The organism is Capnocytophaga sp. oral taxon 332 str. F0381, from assembly GCF_000318275.2.
Lineage (GTDB): Bacteria > Bacteroidota > Bacteroidia > Flavobacteriales > Flavobacteriaceae > Capnocytophaga > Capnocytophaga bilenii.
In genome coordinates, this window is the sequence record NZ_KB291284.1 from 1 (window position 1) to 24,828 (window position 24,828).

At 40.1% G+C, this 24,828-nt stretch carries 25 protein-coding genes; 19 read left to right on the plus strand and 6 right to left on the minus strand.

Going from position 1 to position 24,828, the window contains the following annotated elements; genetic code table 11:
• The first annotated feature begins 248 nt into the window (after positions 1-248).
• From HMPREF9075_RS03705 to HMPREF9075_RS03750, 10 genes are all read left to right on the plus strand, one after another.
• Positions 249-986 (plus strand): type III pantothenate kinase, encoded by a 738-nt coding sequence (locus tag HMPREF9075_RS03705; RefSeq protein WP_034556747.1) that lies wholly within the window; start codon positions 249-251, stop codon positions 984-986.
• The gene (locus tag HMPREF9075_RS03710; RefSeq protein WP_009415168.1) at positions 983-2,257 is read left to right on the plus strand and encodes an outer membrane protein transport protein; all 1,275 of its coding nucleotides are present in this window, start codon (positions 983-985) and stop codon (positions 2,255-2,257) included. Before HMPREF9075_RS03705 ends, HMPREF9075_RS03710 begins: the two co-directional genes overlap by 4 nt.
• 14 nt (positions 2,258-2,271) lie before the next feature.
• Positions 2,272-3,612 carry a tetratricopeptide repeat protein gene (locus HMPREF9075_RS03715; RefSeq protein ID WP_009415169.1) on the plus strand — a complete coding sequence of 447 codons (1,341 nt, stop codon included), beginning with the start codon at positions 2,272-2,274 and terminating at the stop codon, positions 3,610-3,612.
• Positions 3,613-3,684: 72 nt separating this feature from the next.
• Positions 3,685-4,254 carry an LPS export ABC transporter periplasmic protein LptC gene (gene lptC, locus HMPREF9075_RS03720; RefSeq protein WP_034556748.1) on the plus strand — a complete coding sequence of 190 codons (570 nt, stop codon included), beginning with the start codon at positions 3,685-3,687 and terminating at the stop codon, positions 4,252-4,254.
• A 16-nt stretch (positions 4,255-4,270) separates the two neighbouring features.
• Positions 4,271-4,450, plus strand: a complete 180-nt coding sequence (locus tag HMPREF9075_RS03725; protein ID WP_009415171.1) for a hypothetical protein — start codon at positions 4,271-4,273, stop codon at positions 4,448-4,450.
• Entirely contained in the window at positions 4,450-4,674 is a 225-nt protein-coding gene (locus HMPREF9075_RS03730) for a hypothetical protein (RefSeq protein ID WP_009415172.1), read from the plus strand. The genes HMPREF9075_RS03725 and HMPREF9075_RS03730 overlap by 1 nt, the downstream gene beginning before the upstream one ends.
• A gap of 121 nt (positions 4,675-4,795) precedes the next feature.
• Entirely contained in the window at positions 4,796-5,086 is a 291-nt protein-coding gene (locus HMPREF9075_RS03735) for a hypothetical protein (RefSeq protein ID WP_009415173.1), read from the plus strand.
• A 7-nt stretch (positions 5,087-5,093) separates the two neighbouring features.
• Positions 5,094-5,384: a cell division protein ZapA gene (locus HMPREF9075_RS03740; protein WP_009415174.1), complete on the plus strand. Its 291-nt coding sequence runs from the start codon at positions 5,094-5,096 to the stop codon at positions 5,382-5,384.
• 238 nt (positions 5,385-5,622) lie between these two features.
• Complete coding sequence (gene rny / locus HMPREF9075_RS03745) at positions 5,623-7,188, plus strand: ribonuclease Y (RefSeq protein WP_009415175.1); 1,566 nt, start codon at positions 5,623-5,625, stop codon at positions 7,186-7,188.
• A 16-nt stretch (positions 7,189-7,204) separates the two neighbouring features.
• Positions 7,205-7,708 carry a mechanosensitive ion channel family protein gene (locus tag HMPREF9075_RS03750; protein WP_009415176.1) on the plus strand — a complete coding sequence of 168 codons (504 nt, stop codon included), beginning with the start codon at positions 7,205-7,207 and terminating at the stop codon, positions 7,706-7,708.
• Positions 7,709-7,901: 193 nt separating this feature from the next.
• Here the strand turns inward: HMPREF9075_RS03750 and HMPREF9075_RS03755 are convergent, their stop codons facing one another.
• From HMPREF9075_RS03755 to HMPREF9075_RS03775, 5 genes are all read right to left on the minus strand, one after another.
• Positions 7,902-9,056 (minus strand): 5-(carboxyamino)imidazole ribonucleotide synthase, encoded by a 1,155-nt coding sequence (locus HMPREF9075_RS03755; RefSeq protein WP_009415177.1) that lies wholly within the window; start codon positions 9,054-9,056, stop codon positions 7,902-7,904.
• Between the two features lies 1 nt (position 9,057).
• Positions 9,058-10,104: an endonuclease/exonuclease/phosphatase family protein gene (locus HMPREF9075_RS03760; protein WP_009415178.1), complete on the minus strand. Its 1,047-nt coding sequence runs from the start codon at positions 10,102-10,104 to the stop codon at positions 9,058-9,060.
• Between the two features lie 10 nt (positions 10,105-10,114).
• Positions 10,115-11,029, minus strand: coding sequence for an ABC transporter ATP-binding protein (locus HMPREF9075_RS03765; protein ID WP_009415179.1), 915 nt, complete (start codon positions 11,027-11,029; stop codon positions 10,115-10,117).
• Between the two features lie 8 nt (positions 11,030-11,037).
• A complete protein-coding gene (gene pheS / locus HMPREF9075_RS03770) occupies positions 11,038-12,060 on the minus strand; it encodes a phenylalanine--tRNA ligase subunit alpha (RefSeq protein ID WP_009415180.1) in 1,023 nt (340 codons plus the stop codon).
• 270 nt (positions 12,061-12,330) lie between these two features.
• On the minus strand, positions 12,331-13,707 hold the full coding sequence (locus HMPREF9075_RS03775) for an anaerobic C4-dicarboxylate transporter (RefSeq protein WP_009415181.1): 1,377 nt from the start codon (positions 13,705-13,707) through the stop codon (positions 12,331-12,333).
• Between the two features lie 317 nt (positions 13,708-14,024).
• Here HMPREF9075_RS03775 and HMPREF9075_RS14000 point away from each other — a divergent pair, with 317 nt between their 5' ends.
• From HMPREF9075_RS14000 to tsaB, 9 genes are all read left to right on the plus strand, one after another.
• On the plus strand, positions 14,025-14,156 hold the full coding sequence (locus tag HMPREF9075_RS14000) for a hypothetical protein (RefSeq protein ID WP_255351822.1): 132 nt from the start codon (positions 14,025-14,027) through the stop codon (positions 14,154-14,156).
• Entirely contained in the window at positions 14,143-14,331 is a 189-nt protein-coding gene (locus tag HMPREF9075_RS03780; RefSeq protein ID WP_062079399.1) for a hypothetical protein, read from the plus strand. The genes HMPREF9075_RS14000 and HMPREF9075_RS03780 overlap by 14 nt, the downstream gene beginning before the upstream one ends.
• A 198-nt stretch (positions 14,332-14,529) precedes the next feature.
• Positions 14,530-15,417, plus strand: coding sequence for a hypothetical protein (locus HMPREF9075_RS03785; protein ID WP_009415184.1), 888 nt, complete (start codon positions 14,530-14,532; stop codon positions 15,415-15,417).
• A 59-nt stretch (positions 15,418-15,476) separates the two neighbouring features.
• Positions 15,477-18,359 (plus strand): ATP-binding protein, encoded by a 2,883-nt coding sequence (locus tag HMPREF9075_RS03790; protein ID WP_009415185.1) that lies wholly within the window; start codon positions 15,477-15,479, stop codon positions 18,357-18,359.
• Positions 18,360-18,369: 10 nt separating this feature from the next.
• Complete coding sequence (locus tag HMPREF9075_RS03795) at positions 18,370-19,098, plus strand: 3'-5' exonuclease (RefSeq protein ID WP_009415186.1); 729 nt, start codon at positions 18,370-18,372, stop codon at positions 19,096-19,098.
• A 101-nt stretch (positions 19,099-19,199) separates the two neighbouring features.
• Entirely contained in the window at positions 19,200-20,090 is an 891-nt protein-coding gene (locus tag HMPREF9075_RS03800; protein WP_009415187.1) for a fructose bisphosphate aldolase, read from the plus strand.
• 224 nt (positions 20,091-20,314) lie between these two features.
• A complete protein-coding gene (locus tag HMPREF9075_RS12550; protein WP_009415188.1) occupies positions 20,315-22,135 on the plus strand; it encodes a hypothetical protein in 1,821 nt (606 codons plus the stop codon).
• Positions 22,135-22,806 (plus strand): 16S rRNA (cytidine(1402)-2'-O)-methyltransferase, encoded by a 672-nt coding sequence (gene rsmI / locus HMPREF9075_RS03810; protein WP_009415189.1) that lies wholly within the window; start codon positions 22,135-22,137, stop codon positions 22,804-22,806. The genes HMPREF9075_RS12550 and rsmI overlap by 1 nt, the downstream gene beginning before the upstream one ends.
• Positions 22,807-22,820: 14 nt before the next feature.
• Positions 22,821-23,456, plus strand: coding sequence for a tRNA (adenosine(37)-N6)-threonylcarbamoyltransferase complex dimerization subunit type 1 TsaB (gene tsaB, locus HMPREF9075_RS03815; RefSeq protein WP_009415190.1), 636 nt, complete (start codon positions 22,821-22,823; stop codon positions 23,454-23,456).
• A 13-nt stretch (positions 23,457-23,469) separates the two neighbouring features.
• Here tsaB and rimO read toward each other — a convergent pair whose 3' ends face one another.
• Positions 23,470-24,777 carry a 30S ribosomal protein S12 methylthiotransferase RimO gene (gene rimO / locus HMPREF9075_RS03820; RefSeq protein ID WP_009415191.1) on the minus strand — a complete coding sequence of 436 codons (1,308 nt, stop codon included), beginning with the start codon at positions 24,775-24,777 and terminating at the stop codon, positions 23,470-23,472.
• Positions 24,778-24,828 lie beyond the last annotated feature (51 nt).

A 24,828-nucleotide genomic window follows, 5' to 3' on the forward strand; every position in this document is an offset into this window, starting at 1 on the left:
CAAAGGGGAGGTGGTGCCATTGTACTATGAAACTGATTGGTTATTGATTATCATAGCAATAAACTTTGTCAAACTCTGAAACATCCCCCCTTAACACATACTCCGCTGCGCCAGCTCGCGGACTTCCTTCAAAAAGGGGGGAGATACCGAAGTAGTACTATTAAAGACTTTTCGGACGGACTCTGTGTGGAACAAAGTTTAGCAAAGTGTGCGGTGCTATGTATATTGTTGTAAACGAGAAAACGATGATGAATTTAATTATAGATGAGGGAAATAGCTCTATAAAAATAGCCTTATTTGAGGAAAATAGGTGCAAAATATTTAAAAAAATAGAAAATGAAACAGTTTTAGCACAGTTTTTGCAGGAATTTTCTCTTGGTGAGCTGAAGGCTGCTATTGTGGCTTCGGTAGTAAAGGATGCTGAACAACGTTTTTCGTTCTTAAACAATATATTGCCCGAAGTGTTGTACCTGAATGCTCTCTCTCCGATGCCTTTTGTCAATAAATATGCTACCCCCCAAACTTTGGGAATAGACCGCTTGGCTCTGGCTGCAGCAGGAGTACACCATTTTCCTAACTGCAATGTGCTGATTATTGATGCAGGTACTTGTATCACTTTTGATGTGGTTACTAAAAATAAAGAATACTTGGGCGGGGCTATTGCACCAGGGATAGGAATGCGCCTGCGTGCAATGCACGAATTTACCTCGAAACTACCACTTATAGAAGAACAAGACTATGATAATGAGGAGTTTATAGGTAATACGACCCAAAGCTGTATGCTCTCGGGGGTATATTGTAATGTGGTGCAAGAAATAGAGGGAGTTATAGGTTTATACAAGCAGCGTTTTCAGGATTTAGAAGTAATTTTAACAGGGGGAAATCATTTTTATTTGCAAAAACGGATAAAAAGTCGGATATTTGCAAGCTCATTAGTGTTGGTGGAAGGACTTAACGCCATACTTGAATATCAAAAACAACTATGAATAAGAAGCTAAATACACTTATTATTACTTTATTATCAGTTACTTATACGGCTATAGCGCAACAAACTACCGAGTCGCCGTACTCATTTTACGGAGTGGGCGAACGCAACTTTGGAGGGCTTACCGAAGAAAGTGCTATGGGGGGCGTAGGCGTTTTTGCCGATAGTACGCGGGTGAATATTCAAAATCCTGCGGCATTGGCTTCGCTGAAATATACTTCGTTTTCGGCAGGGCTTACAATGCAGTCTAAAAAGATTGTTACCAGCACTCAAAAACTAAATGTAGGGGCTTCTGCCTTTGATTATGTGGTGTTGGGCTTTCCCATTACAAAAAACTTAGGAATAGGCGTGGGCTTACTACCTTATTCATCTGTGGGTTATAAAATAAAAAGTACGGTGGGCAGTAACAACTACCAATATGAAGGTCGTGGTAATGTAAACCAATTTTTTGGTTCGGTAGCTTATAAAGTATATGATGGACTGCAAGTGGGGGTTTCTATGAAATATCACTTTGGCAATATTGCAATGAAAGATGTGATGCAACAACACAATGTGGAGTTTTACACACAAGAGGAAAGCAAATCGGTACTTAGTGGGGCAGTGTTTAACCTTGGCTTGTACTATCAGCACACATTGCAGCAGCGTTTGCGCCTTTATGGTTCGCTGGTTTATACTCCTGAAAGCAAGTTGTCGTCTGAAAATGAACGTACTATCTCACTATTGAGCTATATCAATAACGGGAAACAGGGCACACAATTGGCGGTGCGCAACGGCAGTACGGTAGATTTAGCTGCCAAAGGCTTGAAAAACACCAAGCTCACTCTTCCTGCCCAAACTGAAATAGGCTTGGGCATAGGAGCTCACCAACAGTGGTTTGCTGGGGTAGCATATACTTTTACAGCGAATAGCAAGTTTTCCAATCCGTTCTTGAGCACTACTAACGTGGGCTATGAAAACAGTTACAAGCTGAGTGTGGGCGGTTTTTGGATACCGAACTACAATTCGTTTAGTAGTTATTGGCACAAAGTAACTTATAGGGTTGGTTTTAGGTATGATTCTATGGGAATAGTGCTAAATGGTGAGCGGCTGAACGACTTTGGCACGTCTTTTGGACTTACCCTACCTGTAAAAGGATTTTCAAACCTTACGGGAATGATAGAGCTGGGGCGCAAAGGGACGCTTTCGGCTGGAGTACTCAAGGAAAACTATATCAATTTGAAAATAGGATTTACACTTAATGACAAGTGGTTCCAAAGAACTAAATATCAATAAAAACACGAGAAAAGATGAAAAGAAGGTTACTAACAGCACTAATAGTTGGCTTATTTGCTGGCTTAGGGGCACAAGCCCAAGATTGTACTCAGAATGAGGAAATGAGACAAAAACTCTCAATATTTAGTGAATATGCTAAGGCACGCAATTACAACGAAGCATATCCTGTGTGGAAGGAAGTGTATACAGCTTGCCCTAAACTGCACTATGCTGTTTTTGCTTATGGTGAGCGTATTTTGCAAGATAAGATAAAAAATAGCGCAGGGGGAGTAAAAGAAGCGTTTGTAAAAGAGCTTTTGGAATTGTACACCAATTACAACAAAATATTTGCAAGCCGATTTACTGCTACCGAAATGCGTACTAAGCAAGCTTTATTGATGTTTGACGAAAAAGTGGGCTCGGATGAGGAAATTTACAACTTGCTAAATGCGGCGTTCAACGAAGATAAAGCTAACTTTAAGAATGAAAAAGCGTTGTACTTGTATTTCTCTGAACTGGTAACTTTGCACGAAAAAGGCAAAAGGGAGCTACAAGAGGTATTTGACGCTTACGATAATATCTCGGAAAAAATACAAGACGAGAAAAACGAGCTTTCTAACACTATCAACCAGTATTTGGCACAAGAAGAAAACGGAACTATCAGCGATAACGATAAAAAGCTGCTTGATATGAGCCGCAAACGTGTGGATAACTACGAAACTATCAGCGAAAGTATTGATGCTAAATTGGGTAAATTGGCAGATTGCGATAAGCTGATACCGCTCTACACCAAGAACTATGAGGCTAATAAAACAAATGAAGAATGGTTGCGCCGTGCGGCAGGAAAGATGTCGGACAAGGATTGTACTAAAGACCCTTTGTTTGTGAAAATAGTAACTTCGCTACACGAGGTAAAACCATCAGCTAACTCGGCTTACTACCTTGGGGTAATGAGCGACAAGGCGGGGCAAAATGCTAAGGCAATACAATACTATAACGAATCGGTGGATTTGGAAACTGATAATTTCAAAAAATCAAAATTGTTGATACGTATTGCTACAAAACACAGCAAGGCACAAGCAGTGGCTTATGCACAAAAGGCGTTGAGCTTTAACCCTTCAAACTCTGATGCTTATCGTATTATGGCGCACGCTTATGCAAGTTCGGCTAACGAATGTGGTAATACTGCATTTGAAAAACGCGCAGTGTATTGGTTGGCAGCGCAAATGGCTCGCAAGGGTGGTTTGGAAAGTTTGGCAGCGCGCTATGAGGCATTGGCACCTTCTAAAGCTGATATATTTGAATCGGGCTTGGCAGGCAAAAGCATTAGCTTAAAGTGCTGGATAGGGCAATCGGTAGTAGTACCAAGACTATAGAATTAGGAAATTAGCAAATTTGGGAATTTGGGAATTAGCAAATTTGAAAATTTGAAAATTAGATTTGCAAGTATGAATAGAATAGATACATATAAATTTGTGAAAAGTATTGCTGCACTATTGTGTGTGGCAATGCTTTTTTCGTGTAATAACGATATGCGTAACTTGCAGGAACTGAATTTGCGACATAAATTTCCGCAGGGCGAGGCATATAACTTTAAATTGGTGTACACTGATTCGAGCCTAGTGGTGGCTGAACTCACGAGTCCTCTGAATGAGGATTATACGAACCAGCATATGCCTTATTCTGAATTTCCTGAGGGGCTGAAAATAGATTTTTACGACCAACAACGCCATAAAAATACGGTGGAAGCGTGCTATGGGATTATTTATCCTACAATGGGAATGGTAGAGCTGCGCGATAGTGTGCGGCTTACTACTTATGATGGAAAACGCTTGCGCACAGAACAATTGTACTGGGATCAAAAAGAAGATTGGATTTTTACGGATAAGGAATTCGACTTTAGAGATGATGCAAAAGGGACGGTTACTAAAGGAATAGGTATGGATTTTGACAAAAAATTTTCTACCGTTAAAGCCCATAAAACTACAGGAATATTGGCTATAGAAGATAATGATTAACCATAAAATATAAGATATGAATGCACGCTCATTTTTTGATTATGCCTATTTGGCGATAGCTGCGTATGCGGGTTATAATGCTTATGAATGGTGGGGAAAGGATACACAAAGTTGCTATCTGAACCTTGCTTTTGCAGTGGCTGCTGTGGCTATGTTTTTCTTCCGCAGGCGATTACGCTATAAAAAAAATAAATAATGACAGAAATAATAGGCTATGGGGCTTCGCTATTTGTAGTGCTTAGCTTCCTAATAAAAGATAATATAAAATATATACGGCTTACTAATTTGGTGGGCTGCTTGCTATTTGTGTGGTATGGTATTTTGATAAATAGTATCCCAGTGGTGCTGCCCAATGCTTTTTTGGTAGTGGTACAAATAGTGTATGTGATGCGTGCTACACGTGCCAAGCCACAGGAATAATAATTTATATAACGCTGATAATTAAATAGTTGTATATATAGCTGAAATATTTATGTAAAAAAATTGTTTTTTACATAAATATGCTTTATTTTTGCAGCAAAATATTTAGTGTTTGTTACCGATGAGTAGTATCAGTGAACTTGCAGATTTATTAACAGATAGAGTTCTGTTACTAAAAGAAAAGATAGATAAATTGGAGCAGGAGAATGATAAGCTTAGGAGGGAAGTGTTGCAAATGGAACAAGCCGAACTACGAGCTAAAGAAGAGACGGCTGAGGTGAAAGGAGAAAATGAGGCACTGAAGGTAGCAAACCGAATATTGGGCAGTAAAGATCATAAAAAAGAAACGAAACTAAAGATAAATTCACTCATCAGAGAAATAGATGCGTGTATAGTTCAACTTTCAAAATAGGGATTTTATGAACAAAGAGCAATTAAAGATAAAACTTGCTGTAGGCGATAGGTTTTATCCTTTGTTTGTAACGCCTGCACAAGAGGAGGGTTTTAGGATTGCTGCAAAGCGAATCAATGAAATGATAAAAAACTTTGAACAAAATTATGCTTTGCAGGATAAGCAAGATGCACTTGCTATGTGTGCTATAGTGCTTGCTCAGGAATGTGCCGAACTGCGCCTTATAGCAAATAGCGATGTTGCAAACGCTAAAGAGAAATTGGAAGGGCTATGCAAGCTGATGGATATGATGATATAAAATACGTACCTTTACATAGAAAAATTTACTGCCTATATTGATTGACCTTTCGGTAAACTCAACATTAACATTTCACAAGAGGGTAATCTTCCAGTGGCTAAAGCGCGCCGTCATAGTTTCTATGCTACGGATACTTGCCCCGCTGGGTATCCCTAAACCTGTTTTTCAGAGTTTTACGTGAAACGCTGCAATCAATATAGGCATTTTTTATATATTAAATTTATTTACAAAAAAGAAAATGACAAGTATTATAGTAATTATTGCTGTTTTTATCATTGCTCTTGCAGCTGGTTTTGGCATTGCAAAGGTGCTGGAAAAAAAGAATGCATCAAAAATTATTCTCAATGCCGAAGCTGAAGCTGAAAATGTATTGAAAAACGCAAAGAGCGAGGCTGAAAACATTAAAAAAGACAAGATTTTCCAAGCAAAAGAGAAGTTTTTAGAACTAAAAGCAGAGTATGAAAAGACTGTAAGTGCGAAAGATAAAAAAATGGCTGAGGCTGAGAAGCGCATTAGAGATAAAGAATCACAGGTATCTAATGAATTGGCTCAAAATAAACGTCTAAAAGATGAACTTGAAACCAAAACTAAAGAGGCTGACCATAAATTACAGACTTTAGAAAAAAAACAAGAGGAAATAGAACGCTTGCACAAAAGCCAAGTACAGCAATTGGAAGTAATATCGGGGCTATCGGCTGAGGAAGCAAAAAAACAACTTACTGACTCGCTAAAGAGTGAGGCTCAGGCTGATGCAATGGCGTATATACAAACTACAATTGAGGAGGCTAAACTTACAGCCCACCAAGAGGCTCGCAAGATTGTTATCAATACTATACAACGCATAGGTACAGAAGAGGCTATTGACAACTGCGTATCGGTATTTAACCTTGAATCGGACGAGGTGAAGGGTAGAATCATTGGTAGAGAGGGGCGCAATATACGCGCTTTGGAAGCGGCTACTGGGGTAGAAATCATTGTAGATGATACTCCTGAGGCTATTATCCTTTCTTGCTTTGATGCAGTACGCCGCGAGATTGCTCGCCTATCATTGCACAAATTGGTTACCGATGGACGTATTCACCCTGCACGTATAGAAGAAGTGGTGGAAAAAACTACAAAACAGATAGAAGAGGAGATTGTAGAAATAGGGAAACGTACGGTAATAGACCTTGGTATTCACGGTTTGCACCCTGAACTAGTGAAGTGTGTGGGTCGTATGAAATACCGTTCGTCATACGGGCAAAACTTGTTGCAGCACTCTCGTGAGGTATCTAAACTCTGTGGTGTAATGGCTGCTGAATTGGGACTAAACCCTAAACTTGCTAAACGCGCTGGATTGCTACACGATATAGGAAAAGTGCCACAAATAGAAAGCGAAACACCTCACGCTTTATTGGGTATGGAATGGGCTGAAAAATATGGTGAAAAACCCGAAGTGTGCAACGCTATTGGGGCTCACCACGATGAGATTGAAATGACTTCATTACTCTCGCCTATAGTGCAGGTGTGTGATGCTATCAGTGGGGCACGCCCTGGGGCACGCCGCCAAGTGCTTGACTCGTACATTCAGCGATTGAAAGACTTGGAGGATGCTGCCTTTACTTTCCAAGGAGTGAAAAAAGCTTATGCAATACAAGCTGGTAGGGAATTGCGCGTGATTGTGGAAAGTGAAAAGGTTACTGATGATAAAGCGGCAGAATTGTCATTTAACCTTTCACAGAAAATACAAACAGATATGACTTATCCTGGACAGGTGAAAGTAACTGTAATACGCGAGACTCGTGCTGTGAATATAGCGAAGTAATTATAAAACAATAACAATGATAGAACAAAAATATTTATACCAAATAATAGCTACAATAGTAGCTCTTGTGATATTTATGATATTGCGCTACTTGGTGAATACTATCATTGATAATATAGGAAAAACTTCGGAGTTTGCAGAATCACGGACGCAATTGGTGAAAAAGTATATAGATTACTTCATCTATATGCTTGCACTACTTGTGATTATCTCTATCTGGGGGATAAAGCCAGAACAGATATTTCTTTTTATATCATCGGTACTTACAGTTATAGGGGTTGCTTTCTTTGCACAATGGTCTATCTTGAGCAATATTACTGCGGGGATTATACTGTTTTTCTCCTCTCCTTTTAAGATAGGGAATGTGATAAAGATTATGGATAAGGACTATCCTATTGAGGCTAAAATAATAGATATTAGATCGTTTTATACGCTACTGAAGACGGCTAAAGGAGAGGAAATCACCTTTCCGAACAACTTACTACTACAAAAAGGTGTTGTAGTAATGAATAATATTTAATAATAAAAAAGAGAGATTTAAGAGGCTACTCAAGAAAGTTTGGTTTAACTTTTAAGGGTAGCCTCTTTTTATGTTTACAACGTTGTTCCATCGTGAGACAGATATTTGTGTAGGAAGTGGAATTGTTACAATTTTGCAGCCTAAAAAAACACGTTCTTTGACATTTTGGGATAAATTATAGGTAATGCTATTATTATGCAATTACTTTAATGGTTTGCTTAACTTTCTCGGCTATAGCACGAGCTTGATTAATATCCTCATTAATGATGGTTACGTGTCCCATTTTACGGAAAGGGCGAGTTTCTTTCTTTCCGTATATGTGTGGGGTTACACCACTCATTGCCATTATTTGTTCTATATTTTCGTATATTACCTTACCTTGATAACCTTCAGCTCCTACTAAATTGACCATTACTCCTGCAGTTTTGCTATCGGTGTTGCCTAAAGGGAGGTTTAGGATAGCGCGTAGGTGTTGTTCAAATTGGTTGGTATAAGCTGCCTCGATACTATAATGTCCTGAGTTGTGTGGGCGTGGTGCTACCTCGTTTACTAGTATATCATCGTCTTGGGTTTGGAAGAGCTCTACTGCCAAAAGTCCTACTACTTGAAGGGCTTCGGCTACTTGTAGGGCTACGGTGCGTGCTTTGTGGGCTACCTCATCGGGAATGCGTGCTGGACAAAGTACATACTCCACCTGATTAGCCTCTGGATGAAACTCCATTTCTACTACAGGGTAAGTAGTGATTTCGCCATTAGGGTTACGCGCTACAATTACTGCTAATTCTTTTTTGAAAGGTACTAAGGTTTCGGCAATACATTCTTCGTTGGGGAGCGTATCAAGGTCGGTGAGGTGGCGTACAATCTTTACGCCGTTACCATCATAGCCAAAACGCGCTGCTTTCCATACAAAGGGTATATTTACTTCATTATTTACAACGGCTTCTTTGAGGTTTTCAACATTACAAAAGACCTTAAAAGGAGCTGTAGGAATATTATGAGCAGCGTAGAATTGCTTTTGTGTAGCTTTATTTTGTATTGTTTTGATAGTAGTGGGTGAGGGGTATACTTTTACGCCTTCGCTTTGTAGCTGTTGTAGGGCTTCTACGTTTACATTTTCAATTTCTATGGTAAGTACATCTACAGCCTTTCCGAAGTTATAAACGGTGTCGTAATCGGTGAGCGATCCTTGTGTGAAAACATTAGCCCCAATGCGGCAAGGAGCTTCGGCGCTGGGGTCTAAAACGCAGGTGGTAATATCATATTTACGAGTCTCGGTAAGGAGCATTTTGCCCAATTGTCCTCCGCCGAGTATTCCGAGAGTAAAATCTGAAGAAAAATAATGTGCCATATTATTTCTTGTTTTTTGGTTTTTTAATTAAGTAGATACATACGGGATAATGGTCTGAATAGCCCCAAGTGTAGTTACCGTTTGCCATACTGCGAAAAGGGTAGCCTTTATAACGCCCCGTTTGGGTAGTTAAATAATCGGGATTGAATACAGAGGCTTTCCAATAACGATAAGATGATTTATCGCCTTTTAGGACATCGTATGTAAAGTAAATCTGGTCGAATAAATTCCATTTATCTTGGTGGGCAAGCGTTCCCATACCTTTATTGTACATTGTTTCCATAGGGTTGAAGAGGTCGCCTTTCTGAACGTCTTCTTTTTTATCTTTGGTTTGGAGTATTTTTTTGAAAGAAGAGTTGGTAGGGTCATCATTAAAGTCGCCCATAGAAAACACTTTGGCATTAGGGTCTATTTTCAGCAAGGAATCTATGATTTGTTTATTGAGGGCTGCGGCTTCTTCGCGAAGGTGGCGGCTACGGGGTTCTCCTCCTAATCGTGATGGCCAGTGATTTACGATGAAGTGAACCATTTCACCATCTAATTCGCCCGAAACAAGTAGCTGGTCTCGGGTGTTTAGTGGGGTACCATCATCTTTATAAACGTGAAGCGGGTGAGGGAATGAAGAAATTGGCTTGAAAGCACTCTTTTTATAGATAAGAGCTACATCTACCCCGCGGTTATCAGGAGAATCGTAATGGACAATACCATAGTTATAATCTTTTAGGTAGGAAGTATTGATAAGGTCGGCAACTACAGCTTCGTTTTCTACTTCGGCAAGCCCAATAACATCAGGGGCACTATGGGTAACATCGTTGCCAATTTCGGAGAGTACTCTTGCTATCTTTTGTACGTGGTCGTTATAGCACTTGCTTGTCCAGCGGTCGGCACCTTCGGGAGTACGGGCATCATCTAATGTATTAGGGTCGTTGATGGTATCGAACAGGTTTTCTACGTTGTAAAAAGCTATGGTGCGCACTGCAAACTTCTTAGGCTGTGCACAAGCAAAGGTAGTGAGTAGTATAAATGCGAGTATAATTATCTTTTTCATTTTAGTTCTTTTAGTGATTAGTGGCTAAATGCACAATACGTTCTTTTTCAATAGGCTTGTTGCTAAAGAAGAATACCTTATTCTCTTGGCATTTAGCTTCTATAAGATATTGATTACCTTGGAAATAGCTATTTTGTACAGTAGCCACCCAAGCAGAGTGAGCTACTACTGATATTTGGTGAGGTTTTAGCAGTTTTTGATTGTGAGAAGTAACTTCACCAAATAGTGAAGCCGTATAAAAATCACTATCTTGGTGATATATAGTAGCAGTATCACCAAAGGCTATGAGCTGCCCGTCTTTCATAATGAGCGCTTTATCGGAGTATGAGAGCGCATCTTTGCCATCGTGAGTAGCCACAATACAGCTAATGTTTTGCTTTTTCAGATAAGCAAAAAGAGTACGTTGTAAGTCGTTTTTTCTAAAGTTATCTACTTGGCTAAAGGGCTCGTCCAGCAGAAGGAGCTGAGGCTCTTGAGCAAGAGCTACCGCAAGCGCTACCCGTTGCTTTTCGCCACCGCTAAGGTTAATAGGTTGTTGCTGAGCATATTGCTGCATTCCTACAAGGGTGAGCAGCTGCGTAGTACGTTGTTTTTTGTACTCCAAATTAAGGTTAGAAATAAATTTCCCCACGTTTTCGGCTACAGTGTGATAAGGACGCAGCCCGAAGTCTTGGGCAAGGTATTTCATAGATTTGAATCCAGGTACCAATTGGTATGAAGGTCCCCATACCCGTTCTTCACAAAATCGTATTTCGCCCTCTTGCAGGTCTACAAGCCCATATATAGCTTTTAGGAGTGTGCTTTTCCCGCAACCACTTTCTCCCATAACCGATAGATGCTCACCTTGTGGTAAGTGAAAAGAAATGTTTTTTAGTATAGGTTGTTCGGCGGTATAGGAATAGTATATATTATTTACTTTGAGCATTTTATGTATTAATAAGCACTTTTGAATTGTTCTAAGAATCTAGTGTCGTTTTCATAGAACATACGAATATCGCCAATTTGGTATAGCAGCATAGCAATACGTTCAATCCCCATACCAAAAGCAAACCCACTGTACTCATTGCTATCTATATTACAGTTTTTAAGCACATTAGGGTCAGTCATACCACAGCCCATAATTTCCAGCCAGCCTGTACCTTTGGTAATGCGATAATCCACCTCGTTATTAAGCCCCCAATAAATATCCACTTCGGCACTTGGTTCGGTAAAAGGGAAATAGGAAGGGCGGAGGCGTATGCGTGATTTTCCAAACATCTCTTTGGTGAAGTAGAGAAGCGTCTGTTTAAGGTCAGCAAAAGAGACGTTTTTATCTATGTATAAGCCTTCTACTTGGTGAAACAAACAGTGCGAACGTGCAGATATAGCTTCGTTGCGGAATACACGTCCCGGAGATATAGTTCGGATAGGAGGCTGGTGATTTTCCATATAACGTATTTGCACCGAACTTGTATGAGTACGGAGTAAAATATCAGGGTTAGTTTGTATAAAGAAAGTATCTTGCATATCACGAGCAGGGTGATATTCAGGCAAGTTCAGCGCAGTAAAGTTGTGCCAATCGTCTTCAATTTCAGGTCCGTCAGAAATATCAAAGCCTATATTGGCAAAGATATTGAGAATTTCGTTTTTCACGATAGATATGGGGTGGCGAGTGCCTATAGTTGTAGGAGCTGCAGGACGAGTAAGGTCACTATGGTGAATAGGAGTGTTGTTTTGGTTTTCAAAAAAAGTACGTAGTTCCTGAACTTTGGCTTCAGCTTTATTTTTAAGTTCGTTTACTACCTGCCCAAACGTCTTTTTTTGGTCGTTGGGAACATCTTTAAAAGCAGTGAAAAAGTCGTTTAAAAGCCCTTTTTTTCCAAGATATTGAATGCGAAATTGTTCTAGTTCCTCTTTTGTTTTGGCTTTAAAATCGTCTATTTTTTGAAGGTGTTCTTTTATAATATTGATCATCATAACAATAGGTCGTTTGCTTTAAGTTTTCAAGAGGCAAAGGTACAAAATAATTTTGAATGATAAACGATGAATAATGATTTTTTTAACACTATATCTTTTAGGCTCTTTTAGCTTGTTTTTAGCGCAGAAAATTCAAGCCTTTGTCATAGTCATTTGTAGTTATTTGACAACACAGAAAAAGCATTAGGCTGTCCAAAAAGTCTTTTATATTGTAAAGAAGATTTGCCAATCGCCCTCACACAACAAAACTTTTCAGACAGCCTTTCTGTACTATTTTATCAATACCTCTGCCAAGGCGATACCCACAACACAAGCCACCGATACAGCTATGAGTCCTGGTACCATAAAGCTGTGATTAAAGTAGTATTTTCCTATCTTTGTAGTACCCGTAGGGTCAAAATTTACCGTAGCAATATCCGAAGGATAGTTAGGTATAAAAAAGTAAGCATAAGTTGCTGGCATAATACCTATGAGCAACGGCACAGGCAAGTTCATAGCTATAGCTATAGGCAACATCATCTTAGCCGTAGCCGCTTGGCTGTTCACAACTACCGAAACAGCAAAAAGCGCAAAGATAAACGTCCAAGGGTATGCTTGCACCATTGCTGTAATCCCATCCTGAAAGTTAGGCATAGCATAAGTAAAGTAAGTATCACTCATCCAAGCAATCCCGAAAATAGCAATACAAGCCACCATTCCCGATTTAAATACAACCCCTTCAGGTACCAGTTTCACAGGCGTTTTACAAGTAATAAGAATAATCCCACCAAAACAAAGCATTATCATCTGGATAATAATTCCCATAGGCACCGTATAAGCCATACTTACATTATTTTCTTTTATCATAAAAGTACGCACTTCAGGCAATAGAGCCAAAGCTACAATCACCACTATTGATGATAAAAATATGTATACCGCATTTTTTGCCGACTGAGGTATCACCTCATTCAAAGTCGTCTTGCTGCTATTGAGAATTTGATCGCGGTATATAGGGTCTTGCAAGCGGCGTTGGTATTCAGGGTCTTTTTCCAATTCCTTACCACGTTTGCTACTATAAAGGCACATCGCCAATAACCCCAAGAAAGTTGCAGGTAGCGTAACCGAAAGAATATTCAGCAAAGTTAGGTTTTCACCCCCCTGCAAGTGAAACAAATTCAGCAGCTCCTTACCCAAATAAACCGTTACTACTGCCGATATAGGGCTAGCGGTCATCGCCAATTGCGAAGCTACGGAAGCAGCTGCCATAGGGCGTTCGGGGCGAATTTTGTTCTTCAACGCTATATCACCAATAATAGGCATAATAGAGTACACCGCGTGCCCCGTACCAAGCATAAAAGTAAGAGTGTAAGTAGCGATCGGACCCAAAAAAGTAATCTGTTTAGGGTTCTTTCGCAACACCCGTTCAGCCACCTGCAGCATAAATTTCAGCCCACCAGCAGCCTCCAAAATAGAGGCACAAGTTACCACCGCCAAAATAATCAACATTACCTCAATAGGTGCAGAGGCAGGAGGCATCCGAAAAACAAACACCTCTACAATGAGTCCTATCCCCGATACGACTCCCAAACCTATTCCCCCGTAGCGGCTGCCAATGTACAGCATTACCAGCAAGAATAGAAATTCAAGTACTAATACATATGTATCCATAAAACATAATTTTTTATAGAAAGAAATTATCTTTCATTAAGTTACTTTTTCAGCCAACAAAGGTACAAAACAATTGTAAATCAAATATAAATTAGCAACGTTTTTTTTCGTTTTATTCACTATTTGTTTTCTTTTCAAAGTAACGTTAAATAATGATAAAACACACCTCCTCTACAAATACTTTACAGCCAATTCCAACCCCAATACAAAACCAATTTTCATAGCACCTTGCATACCCTTTCCCTTGCTACATAAGGCTTGGCAAGGGTACTGATGGCAAATTTTGCATATTTACAAGCATAATAAAAAAACTAAAAATGGCAGATATTGCATACTTTTTGGCTGAAAATGCAAACTCTACTTCCAAAAACCACCGTACCTTTGCACCAGAAAATAAGAGGTATTTTTCCTCATCAAAGAAAAAATCACTTTCTAATGGAAACAAATAAAAAAATAGCAAACCAACAACAAACTAACCTTCATTTTTGCGATGAACGGGTAGAATTGTTAGATACCATTAGAGAAATTGTGAAAATGGAAGTAGATAAACGTATTGACAAGCTTAAAGAAGATAAAAAAGAAGACTTGCCTCCTCAAGATACTTTTTTCATTAAAACAAGTTAGGACGTATATGAGAACCAATTGCCGCACATTACGTGGAGGAAGAGGATTGATATGAACATCTGGCGTTGGTTCTCAATGTCCTAATGAAAAACAGCATAAAAGTAAAATTTGCCATTTTTTTTGCTAATTCGCTAATTACCAATTTGCTAATTTGCTATTTTTTATTATCTTTGCTGCAAAATTAACATTACTTTTTTAATGAAACACATTTTTTCAGTACTAGCACTTATTCTTGGCGCAGGCTCTTTTAGCTCTTGCACCCTTAATAGCTCATCACAATCGGCAGAAAAAGAGCAAATTACCAACCCTACCCATTGGCAAACTAACAACCTCAAAGGCAAGGTAAAAACCATCAAAAAAACAGTATACGCGACCAATAACACCAACGGAAGGCTCGGCGTAAACGAATATGATGAAGATGAAGACCCCATACACATAGTACAGTACAACACCGATGGTTACATCACCAGCGAGGTATATTACAACGCCAAAGAAGAATGGACAAGAAAAATTAAAAATACTTATGACCAGCAGCATCGCCTAGTAGAGCAACAAACCCTCTACAAAGACGACCCCAACCCCTATTACGAAAAAAATACCTACGATGCACAAGGCAATTTGCAACAAGTAATCCTGCACAACCTCGACAAAACCACCGATACCATCTCCTACCAATATCAGCAGCTAACAGATGGCAAAAAAGTAACCCAACTAAACGACTTTTATAAAAGTTTTTCCAAAATAGAGCGACTTTACAACAAACAAGGTTTGCTCACCCAAGAAACCGCCTACAACGGTCAGCACAAAGAAGAAGAAACCCTATTTACTTACAACGAAAAGGGGCAGTGCACACACGAAAAAACCTATTACAACTACGGCAAAGAACAGTATATACAAAGTGATTATACGTATGACAAATACGGTAATGTCCTAGAAATCAAAACATCAGGAAATAATACCGCTATGAATTATTATACCGAAAAGCACCAATATACCTATGACGAACAAGGAAATATCGTAAAAGATGTTTTACAAGATAGCGATACACAACGCACTGTAATATACGAAATTACGTATTATCAGTAAATAATTTTGAATGCTCAGTTCTAAATAGCCAATTCTGAATATCAAACAACGAATATGAGATGAAAAGTGAAAAATATGCTACTACAACAGCTTTATCTCAGCTAGTATTTATTGTTATAACCCTATTTATAATAGCTTGTAACAATAAAGAAACAAATACAAACGCTGAAAAACAACGAACACTGATAGAGAAAAAACTCAATCACTTTCTTTCAGCCGATTCGTTGGCGCCCATACAGCGACAAATGGAGGCAGAAGGCAATAAAATAGGAAGTGTTATTGCACTTCGCGAATGGGGGCGTATGCTTCGCAACGAAAGTAGATTTGACGAAGCACTACGTGTCCACAGCGAAGGAATGCACCAAGCCGAAGCCTTACACGACACCATCGAGTGGGTCAGGGCACTCAACAACATAGGTACAAACTACCGAAGACTTGGTATTTTAGATGCTGCACAAGAATACCACTACCTCGCTTGGAAAATAAGCGAAGCAAGCACCGACACCTCCTTCCAAGCCAAAAAAAATCGCGTAATATCACTCAACGGGATGGGAAACATATATCTCACCCTCAACAACTACGAGAGTGCCGATAGCGTCTTCCGAAGAGCCCTAGCTGGTGAAATAGAACTACGAAGCCTCTACGGGCAAGCCATCAACTATGCCAATATAGGCTCTATCTTCAAAAATAAAGGACAAATAGACTCTGCCAACATCTACTACAAACGCTCAATGGAACTCAATACCAAAGCTAAAAACAATATAGGTATCGCTATTGGGCACACCTATTTTGGCGAAATAAACGAGCTCGAAGGCAATTATCCCCAAGCATATCAAGAGTACCAAAAAGCACTCGAAATGATGAAAGCCTCAAAAGACGACTGGCACGCCCTCAATACCCTTTTGGCAATTGCTCATATCGATTATGTTACAGGAAAAGAAGACGTCGCCCTTGCTAACCTTACCAATGCGGAAGCCACTGCCCGAAAAATAAAATCAAAAGAACACCTTGCCGACATCTATCACCTTTACTACCTCGTCTATCAAAAACAAGGAAACTACCAAGCAGCTCTCCAAAAACACCTCCAATCTACCATCTACCGCGATAGCGTAGTAGGCGCCGAAAAAATGAACCGAATACAAAACGTAAGCCTAAATATAGAACGCCGCCGACAGATGGAGCAAATGAAAAACGCCGAACAACAAATCGAAAAAGAACGTTCTCGAAAATATACCATCATCGGCATCTCTGCCTTCGTATTACTGCTGATGTTCATCTCATTAGCAATGCTCAACTACGTACAACGCATACGCGCTCGCAACTACTTAGCACTCAAAAAAATGAACCTGCTGCGCGAAAACTTTTTCACTAATATTACCCACGAATTCCGAACGCCACTCACCGTCATATTAGGACTAAGCCACGACATCGCCAACAACCCCGAAACCGATCAAACTACAAAAGAAAAAGCCAACAACATAGAAAAACAAGGCAAAAACCTTTTGCAGTTCGTAAATCAACTATTAGATATTTCAAAAATTAAATCAGCCGTAGGCGACCCCGACTGGCGAAAAGGCGACATCTCTGCCTATATCGCTATGATTGTGGAAAGCTACCGCGATTATGCCCAAAGCAAACAAATTCACCTCCAATTCGTCTCCCACAACCACATCTTTACAGCCTTTGTGCCCGATTATATCAATAAAATAATGAACAACTTGCTGTCCAACGCATTCAAATTCACACCCCAATACGGTAGCGTAACAGTAACTATTAAGCAGCAAAACAATAACATACAGCTTGAAGTAACCGATACAGGTGCAGGTATCAGTCAATCTCACCTCCCACACCTATTCGAAATATTTTACCAAGCAGGCAACAATAGTAATACCATAGGTTCAGGCGTAGGACTTTCACTTGTAAAACAAATTGTAGATGCCATTGAAGGAACAATCACCGTCAAAAGTACCGAAGGCAAAGGAACATCCTTTCTTATTACTTTCCCCACCAAAGAAGCCAAAGCATCACTCGCTCAACTAAACGATATAAGCGAGAATACGCCCATATTACCACAAGAAAAAACAGAACTAAAAGACAGCCCAACCAACAATGACAACATACAACGCATTCTCATCATCGAAGATAATACCGATGTAGCTGCCTATATAGCAAGCCAGTTGGGTAACAACTACGCTATTTACTACGCTATCAACGGTGTAAAAGGACTTGAAAAAGCCAAAGAACTCGTCCCCGACCTTATCATTACCGACCTGATGATGCCCGAAATGAACGGATTAGAAGTCTGTAAAAAAGTACGAAAAAATGAGATTATAAGCCATATCCCTATTATTGTTATCACAGCAAAAGTTACCGAAGAAGAACGCGTAGAAGGCTTCAAAGCCGGAGCTGATGCCTATTTAGCCAAACCCTTCAACAGCCAAGAACTACAAATGCTGGTAGAAAAACTATTAGAACAACGCCAAAATCTCCGACAAAAATACTTGCAATGGGCTATCGAGAGCACCGCAGAAACTGCCCATAAAGCAACTGATGAAAACCAAAGCGATACCTCAGCAACCAACATCGTATCACAAGAACAACAACGCGCCGACCAGCAATTCCTTGCCAAAATGGTAGATTATATCTACCTGATGCTCGATAAAGATGTAGAAATAGATGTCCCCGTGATGGCAGAAAAAATGTGTATGAGCACAAGGCAATTCTATCGCAAAATAAACGCACTCACAGGTCACAGCCCACAAGCCTATATTACACGCGTAAAAATACATAAAGCAAAACAACTATTAGATAAAAACCCCGATATGCCCTTAAAAGAAGTCGCTGAACTATCAGGCTACACCGATTATTCAAGCTTCATAAGAGCATTTAAAAATTTAGAAGGTATCACACCCACACAATACACCCGAAAAATCGAAGAATAACCCAAAAGTAATGCTACACAAAATAAACTTACAAAATATACTCTTTTTAGATATAGAAACCGTCCCGCAGAATGAAAATTATCAACAGTTATCAGCAAGTGAGCAAGAATTGTGGGAAGAAAAAACTAAATATGTACGAAAAGAAGAGATTTCAGCCGAAGAATATTACCACAGAGCAGGTATTTGGGCAGAATTTGGTAAAATAGTATGTATATCAGTAGGATATTTTGTGTTTAAGTACCAACAACGCACTTTTAGAGTTACTTCATTCGTAGGAGAAGAAAAAAAAATACTGAAAAACTTTGCAGTAATGTTGGATAGTTACTTTTCGCAACCACAACACCTGCTCTGTGCCCATAACGGCAAAGAATTTGATTTTCCTTACATAGCCAGACGTATGATAATCAACCGTATAGCCATACCACAAAAATTGCAACTATACGGCAAAAAACCTTGGGAAATACCCCATTTAGACACGCTGGAACTATGGAAATTTGGTGATTATAAACATTACACCTCCCTGAAACTCTTAGCACATATATTGGCAATACCTTCACCAAAAGACGACATCGATGGCAGCCAAGTGCGAGAGGTGTATTATCAGCAAAATGATATAGATCGCATCGCTACCTACTGCGAAAAAGATACTATCACTGTAGCCCAAATACTACTGCGTTTTCGCAACGAACCTATACTCACCGATGATGAAATATTGATAGTGGTTAATGAGAGAGACTGAGCGAAGAATAACAAATATTTTTTTGTTATTTCAATAATATTTAATATCTTTGTAGCGATTTTTTAACAATTACTCCTTTGTAGGAAAAATAATAATAAACTATGAAAAAAGAACAATTAGAACAGATGCGCAGTAGCAAAGGATTTGTTGCAGCACTCGACCAAAGTGGCGGTAGCACTCCCAAAGCCCTAAAACTTTACGGAGTAAATGAAGATGAGTACAACGGCGAAGAAGAAATGTTCGACCTTATTCACCAAATGCGTACCCGTATCATCAAAAGTGCCGCTTTTAACAGCGAAAAAATAATCGGCGCTATCCTTTTTGAACAAACTATGGATAGAAAAATTGATAATAAATTTACTGCCGACTATCTGTGGGAAGAAAAACACATTGTACCCTTCCTAAAAGTAGATAAAGGTCTTGAAGAACTTGACTTAGACGGAGTACAACTGATGAAACCTATCTCTAATCTTGCCGATTTGTTACGCCGTGCCAATGTGCGTCATATTTTTGGTACCAAAATGCGTTCAGTAATCAAAAAAGCAAGTCCAGAGGGAATAGAACGTGTGGTAGCTCAACAATTTGAGGTAGCTCATCAAATTATTGAAGCAGGATTAGTGCCTATCATTGAACCCGAAGTAGATATCAACATCCCCGATAAATCACGTGCAGAAGCTATTTTGGCTGACGAACTTAGAAAGCACTTAGACCGCTTGCCAGAAACTCACAACGTGATGCTAAAGGTTACCCTGCCTACTATCAACAACCTATATAAAGAATTTACCAAACACCCTCGTGTAGTGCGAGTAGTAGCCCTTTCGGGAGGTTATAGCCGTGAAAAAGCCAATGAACTTTTGGCGCAAAACAAGGGGGTAATAGCCAGCTTCTCACGTGCCCTTAGCGAAGGCTTATCAGCCAAACAAACCGATGCCGATTTTGATGCTACTTTAGCAAAAAGCATTCAAGGCATTTACGAAGCTTCTGTAAAATAGTTAATTAGTAGTTAAATTGCTGTATAAACTTTGGCAAAGTCTTGAATTTTGCCAAAGTTTTTTTATATTATATTTTGTGCTACTTCTTCAAATTGTGCTATCCGCTCACAACTAAAAACAAATTACTAAAGACTAAATGTTAATTATTGGGGTATAATTGTTAATTTTTAGTGGATAATTGGTATTTATTTTGTACCTTTGCCACATCAAAACCCACTAACGAAATGAAAGAGGCATTAGAACAAGAATTAGTAAATTTTGCTAAGGAAATCATAGCTCACCAAGGGCAATTAAATATCTCAAAGATGCGTCAGCAAGCCCTACGTTTGACCGACAAAATCACTATATTGGGGTTTGTTGAGAAGTATTATCAAACACTAAAGGCTTCCGAAGAACGTATGCTTTATACGATGCGTAAGGTTGCTTCATTTATAGAAGAACATGAGGAAGAAGATATTTTTAATATAGATACAGATGTTACAGAAATTGAGCCGCTAAATATTCAGTTCCAAAAAGAGGAGGCAGCACCACTGGCGTTTGTAGCTATGGAACCTGCTCCTATAACAAAACAATCTGCACCAGCTCCAGCGGCGGCACAACCAACGCCACCGCCAGCATTTACCGCTCCAACAGCGCCACCACAACCTCAACAACATACAGAACCTGCATCTGCGCCTGCACCAACACCAGCAGCGGCACAACCAACGCCACCGCCAGCTTTTACTGCTCCAGCAGCGCCACCACAGCCTCAACAACATACAGAACCTACACCTGCGCCAGCTCCAGCTCCGGCAGCGCCACCACAACCTCAGCAACATACAGAACCCACACCTGCGCCAGCACCAGCTCCAGCAGTGACACAACCAACGCCACCGCCAGCATTTACAGCTCCAGCAGTGCCATCACAGCCTCAACAACATACAGAACCTGCATCTGCACCTGCACCAGCTCCAGCAGCGGCACAACCAACGCCACCGCCAGCATTTACAGCTCCGGCAGTGGCACCACAACCTCAACAACACACAGAACCTGCTCCTTATAGAGAACCTCTTTATTCAATACACGCTAAACAAGACCCTCGCGATGAAACTGAAGAAGAACAAGAAGCACGCATAGAAAAAGTATTACAGCACGTTTTTGAAGCTACACAAGCATTCATCCCCGAAGCAATGAAATATAAGCCTTTCCCTCAAGAAGAAGAGGAAGAAGGTGTGGCACACGAGCCTAAAGATTTCCCTACTGAACCAGAAGCACAACCATTTTTTGCGGCAGCAGCTAAACCAGCAACTCCTGCCAGCACCCCCACAGCACCCCCACCAGCTTCTGTAGCCAAAGAACCTGAAGCTGAAAAGCCTCATAATCACAATCCGTTTGAGGCAATGGCAGAACAGTTTATACAGCAACACGTTCAAGAACAAGCAGCGCAACAAAAACAACAACAAGCAGCGCAGCAAGTACAGCAAATGCAGCAACAAACAGCGCAACAGCATTTGCACGAACAAATGCAGCATAACCCATTTGGAATAAATAATGCTACACCCAATACTCCTTTTGGGCAGCCAACAGCTGCACCAGCAGCACAACCTCAGCCGTTAGAAAATCCTTTTGCAGCAACAGCCAATCAGGATAATGTAAAAACGAGCTGGGCAATGAACATAGATCAACCTTCGTCACAAAACATAGCGCAGCCACAGCCTGCCGCACGACAAACTCCTTCATTAGAAGAATTTTTGTCTCAAAAGGCAAAAACAGCTTCCTTTGAAAGGAAAAACCCTGAAGAGCCCAAACCTACACAGTCGCTAAACGACCGTTTTAGCAAGGCAATACAAATAGGTCTCAACGACAAACTTGCCTTTGTACAAAAATTGTTCTTCGGTAGTGAAAGTGAATACAATAAGGTATTAAAACACCTTGAAGAATTGCACACACTTGAGGAGGCAGCCGTGTACATACAGCAGCAGGTAAAACCTACTTACAATCATTGGAAAGGCAAAGAAGAATATGAGGAGCGCTTCTTAAGCCTCATATTACGCCGCTTTGAATAATGAGCAAATTGTATTTGATCCCTACACCCATCGGGAATTTAGAAGATATTAGCCTCAGAGCCTTGCGTTTGCTGGGCGAAGTAGCTGTCATATTGGCTGAAGATACACGCACTAGCAGTAAGCTACTGAAGCATTACAATATAAACACCCCTATGCAAAGCTACCACCTTTTTAATGAACACAAGGTGGTAGATAGCTGGGTGCAGCGCATCAAAGGAGGTACTACAGTTGCCCTAATTACTGATGCAGGTACGCCAGCCATTTCCGACCCCGGTTTTCTTCTTGCAAGAGCTTGTATTGCCGAAGAGGTAGCCGTAGAATGCCTGCCAGGGGCTACAGCTTTTGTACCTGCCTTAGTGAATAGTGGCTTGCCAGCCGAGCGTTTTACCTTTGAGGGCTTTTTGCCTGATAAAAAAGGACGACAAACACGACTGCAGCAATTAGCCGAAGAGCAACGTACAATGATTTTTTATGTTTCACCTCACAAACTCCTAAAAACCTTAGCAGATTTTATTACTACCTTTGGTGCTGACCGCAAAGCGAGTCTCTCACGTGAGCTTACTAAGTTACACGAAGAAACTTTAAGGGGAACTTTAGGAGATTTGCAATTGGCTTATACTGATAAGATTATTAAAGGAGAAATGGTGCTGGTAGTGGCAGGCAAGAAGTAAAACGCAACAGATAGATGATATTACATATAGAAACTTCGGGAGTTAATTGTTCGGTAGCTTTATCCAATGAAGGAATATTATTAGCAGAACAAACTGAAAATGCAGGGCGATTTACACATTCTGAACACTTACATTTATTTATAACAACAGTAATGCAGCAAGCAGGAATAACCTTCAGTGAGCTCAAAGCTATTGCAGTAAGTGCAGGAGCAGGTTCTTATACGGGCTTACGTATAGGGATAGCTACAGCCAAAGGTTTGTGTTTTGCCTTAAACATCCCACTGATAGCCATACCTACACTACAAATTATTGCTGCTCAAGCTCCTCACAATCCTATAATTATCCCAATGATTGATGCTCGCCGTATGGAGGTATATAGTGCTGTACTAAATGAGAAATATACTTTTATAGCTCCTACGCAGTCTGTTATCCTAAATGAGCAAAGTTATAGTGAATACCTCGCACAAGGGAAGGTTGTTTTCTTAGGCGATGGCAGTGATAAGTTTGCTGCTATTTGCAAACACCCCAACGCAGAGTTTATCAGTGGCGTTTTTCCACAAGCTAAAGATATGATTCCTTTTGCTACAGAAAAGTACAAACTACAATCTTTTGAAAATACAGCTTATTTTGAGCCTCAATATCTAAAATAGCACTTCCTTACAATTAAACTTGTTGAGGCTCACCATAGAGGTCGTAATCGGTGGCATCTATAATCTTTACATCTACAAAATCACCGATTTTCACATAGTGCTTCTTAGCATCAATGAGTACTTCATTATCTACATCGGGTGAGTCGTATTCGGTACGACCAACAAAGTGGTTGCCCTCTTTGCGGTCTATCAGGCAACGGAATGTTTTGCCTACTTTCTCTTGGTTGAGTTCCCACGATATTTGCGATTGTATCTCCATTATTTCATTAGCACGAGCCAGCTTTACCTCTTCGGGTACATCGTCTTCCAACTGGTAGGCGGTAGTATTCTCCTCGTGACTGTAGGTAAAGCAACCCAAACGCTCAAAGCGCATTTCTTTTACGAAGTCTTTCAGCGCATCAAAATCGGCTTGGGTTTCCCCTGGGTAGCCAACTATTAGGGTAGTGCGTATTGCCATTTGGGGCATTGCTTCGCGGAGCTTGTGTAGTAATTTAGTAGTTTTAGCCTGTGTAGTACCACGTTTCATACTCTCCAAGATAGGGTCGGAGATATGTTGTAGGGGTATATCTAAATAATTGCAGATTTTAGGTTCGTTTTTCATTACCTCAATCACATCCATAGGGAATCCTGTAGGGAAGGCGTAATGAATGCGTATCCATTCGATGCCTTCTACCTTTACAAGAGCACGAAGTAAGTCGGCAAGGGCGCGTTTTTTGTAGAGGTCAAGTCCGTAGTAAGTAATATCTTGCGCTATGAGTATCAGCTCTTTTACACCTTTAGCAGCGAGTTTTTCAGCTTCAGTAACAAGTGCTTCTATGGGGGTAGAGATATGTGTCCCGCGCATCAGTGGGATAGCACAAAAACTACACGGACGGTCGCAGCCTTCCGACACTTTCAGGTAGGCGTAGTTTTTAGGGGTAGTAGTGAGGCGTTCGCCTATAAGTTCGTGTTTATAGTCAGCGCCCAACACTTTTAGCAAGGCAGGAAGTTCACTAGTACCAAAATATTGGTCTACATCGGGTATTTCTTTTTCTAAATCAGGTTTATAGCGTTCTGAAAGGCAGCCCATTACAAATACTTTATCCACTAAGCCAGCTTCTTTCTGTTGTACGTAATCTAAAATAGTATTGATACTTTCTTCTTTGGCGTTATTGATAAATCCGCAGGTATTGATAACCACTATGTTACCGTCTTTTTCGTGTACTACGTTTTTGCCACCTGCTTTTAGTTGTCCCATCAGCACTTCGCTGTCGTATACGTTTTTAGAGCAGCCGAGAGTTACTACATTTATTGTGTTCTTTTTGATACTTCTTGTTCGCATTTTTATAGAAATCTTGAAACAGGCTGCAAAGATACGAAAATAATGTTTAAT

What these genes read in the sequence shown, in the direction of transcription:
- HMPREF9075_RS03780 (WP_062079399.1), top strand. Translation starts at nt 14,143, where the DNA reads ATGGAAACAAATAAAAAAATAGCAAACCAACAACAAACTAACCTTCAT.
- HMPREF9075_RS03800 (WP_009415187.1), top strand. Translation starts at nt 19,200, where the DNA reads ATGAAAAAAGAACAATTAGAACAGATGCGCAGTAGCAAAGGATTTGTT.
- HMPREF9075_RS03740 (WP_009415174.1), top strand. Translation starts at nt 5,094, where the DNA reads ATGAACAAAGAGCAATTAAAGATAAAACTTGCTGTAGGCGATAGGTTT.
- HMPREF9075_RS03795 (WP_009415186.1), top strand. Translation starts at nt 18,370, where the DNA reads ATGCTACACAAAATAAACTTACAAAATATACTCTTTTTAGATATAGAA.
- HMPREF9075_RS03705 (WP_034556747.1), top strand. Translation starts at nt 249, where the DNA reads ATGAATTTAATTATAGATGAGGGAAATAGCTCTATAAAAATAGCCTTA.
- lptC (WP_034556748.1), top strand. Translation starts at nt 3,685, where the DNA reads ATGAATAGAATAGATACATATAAATTTGTGAAAAGTATTGCTGCACTA.
- HMPREF9075_RS03715 (WP_009415169.1), top strand. Translation starts at nt 2,272, where the DNA reads ATGAAAAGAAGGTTACTAACAGCACTAATAGTTGGCTTATTTGCTGGC.
- HMPREF9075_RS03775 (WP_009415181.1), bottom strand. Translation starts at nt 13,707, where the DNA reads ATGGATACATATGTATTAGTACTTGAATTTCTATTCTTGCTGGTAATG.
- HMPREF9075_RS03765 (WP_009415179.1), bottom strand. Translation starts at nt 11,029, where the DNA reads ATGCTCAAAGTAAATAATATATACTATTCCTATACCGCCGAACAACCT.
- HMPREF9075_RS03730 (WP_009415172.1), top strand. Translation starts at nt 4,450, where the DNA reads ATGACAGAAATAATAGGCTATGGGGCTTCGCTATTTGTAGTGCTTAGC.
- HMPREF9075_RS03755 (WP_009415177.1), bottom strand. Translation starts at nt 9,056, where the DNA reads ATGGCACATTATTTTTCTTCAGATTTTACTCTCGGAATACTCGGCGGA.
- tsaB (WP_009415190.1), top strand. Translation starts at nt 22,821, where the DNA reads ATGATATTACATATAGAAACTTCGGGAGTTAATTGTTCGGTAGCTTTA.
- HMPREF9075_RS12550 (WP_009415188.1), top strand. Translation starts at nt 20,315, where the DNA reads ATGAAAGAGGCATTAGAACAAGAATTAGTAAATTTTGCTAAGGAAATC.
- HMPREF9075_RS03790 (WP_009415185.1), top strand. Translation starts at nt 15,477, where the DNA reads ATGAAAAGTGAAAAATATGCTACTACAACAGCTTTATCTCAGCTAGTA.
- HMPREF9075_RS14000 (WP_255351822.1), top strand. Translation starts at nt 14,025, where the DNA reads ATGGCAGATATTGCATACTTTTTGGCTGAAAATGCAAACTCTACTTCC.
- HMPREF9075_RS03785 (WP_009415184.1), top strand. Translation starts at nt 14,530, where the DNA reads ATGAAACACATTTTTTCAGTACTAGCACTTATTCTTGGCGCAGGCTCT.
- pheS (WP_009415180.1), bottom strand. Translation starts at nt 12,060, where the DNA reads ATGATGATCAATATTATAAAAGAACACCTTCAAAAAATAGACGATTTT.
- rimO (WP_009415191.1), bottom strand. Translation starts at nt 24,777, where the DNA reads ATGCGAACAAGAAGTATCAAAAAGAACACAATAAATGTAGTAACTCTC.
- rny (WP_009415175.1), top strand. Translation starts at nt 5,623, where the DNA reads ATGACAAGTATTATAGTAATTATTGCTGTTTTTATCATTGCTCTTGCA.
- HMPREF9075_RS03710 (WP_009415168.1), top strand. Translation starts at nt 983, where the DNA reads ATGAATAAGAAGCTAAATACACTTATTATTACTTTATTATCAGTTACT.
- HMPREF9075_RS03750 (WP_009415176.1), top strand. Translation starts at nt 7,205, where the DNA reads ATGATAGAACAAAAATATTTATACCAAATAATAGCTACAATAGTAGCT.
- HMPREF9075_RS03725 (WP_009415171.1), top strand. Translation starts at nt 4,271, where the DNA reads ATGAATGCACGCTCATTTTTTGATTATGCCTATTTGGCGATAGCTGCG.
- rsmI (WP_009415189.1), top strand. Translation starts at nt 22,135, where the DNA reads ATGAGCAAATTGTATTTGATCCCTACACCCATCGGGAATTTAGAAGAT.
- HMPREF9075_RS03735 (WP_009415173.1), top strand. Translation starts at nt 4,796, where the DNA reads ATGAGTAGTATCAGTGAACTTGCAGATTTATTAACAGATAGAGTTCTG.
- HMPREF9075_RS03760 (WP_009415178.1), bottom strand. Translation starts at nt 10,104, where the DNA reads ATGAAAAAGATAATTATACTCGCATTTATACTACTCACTACCTTTGCT.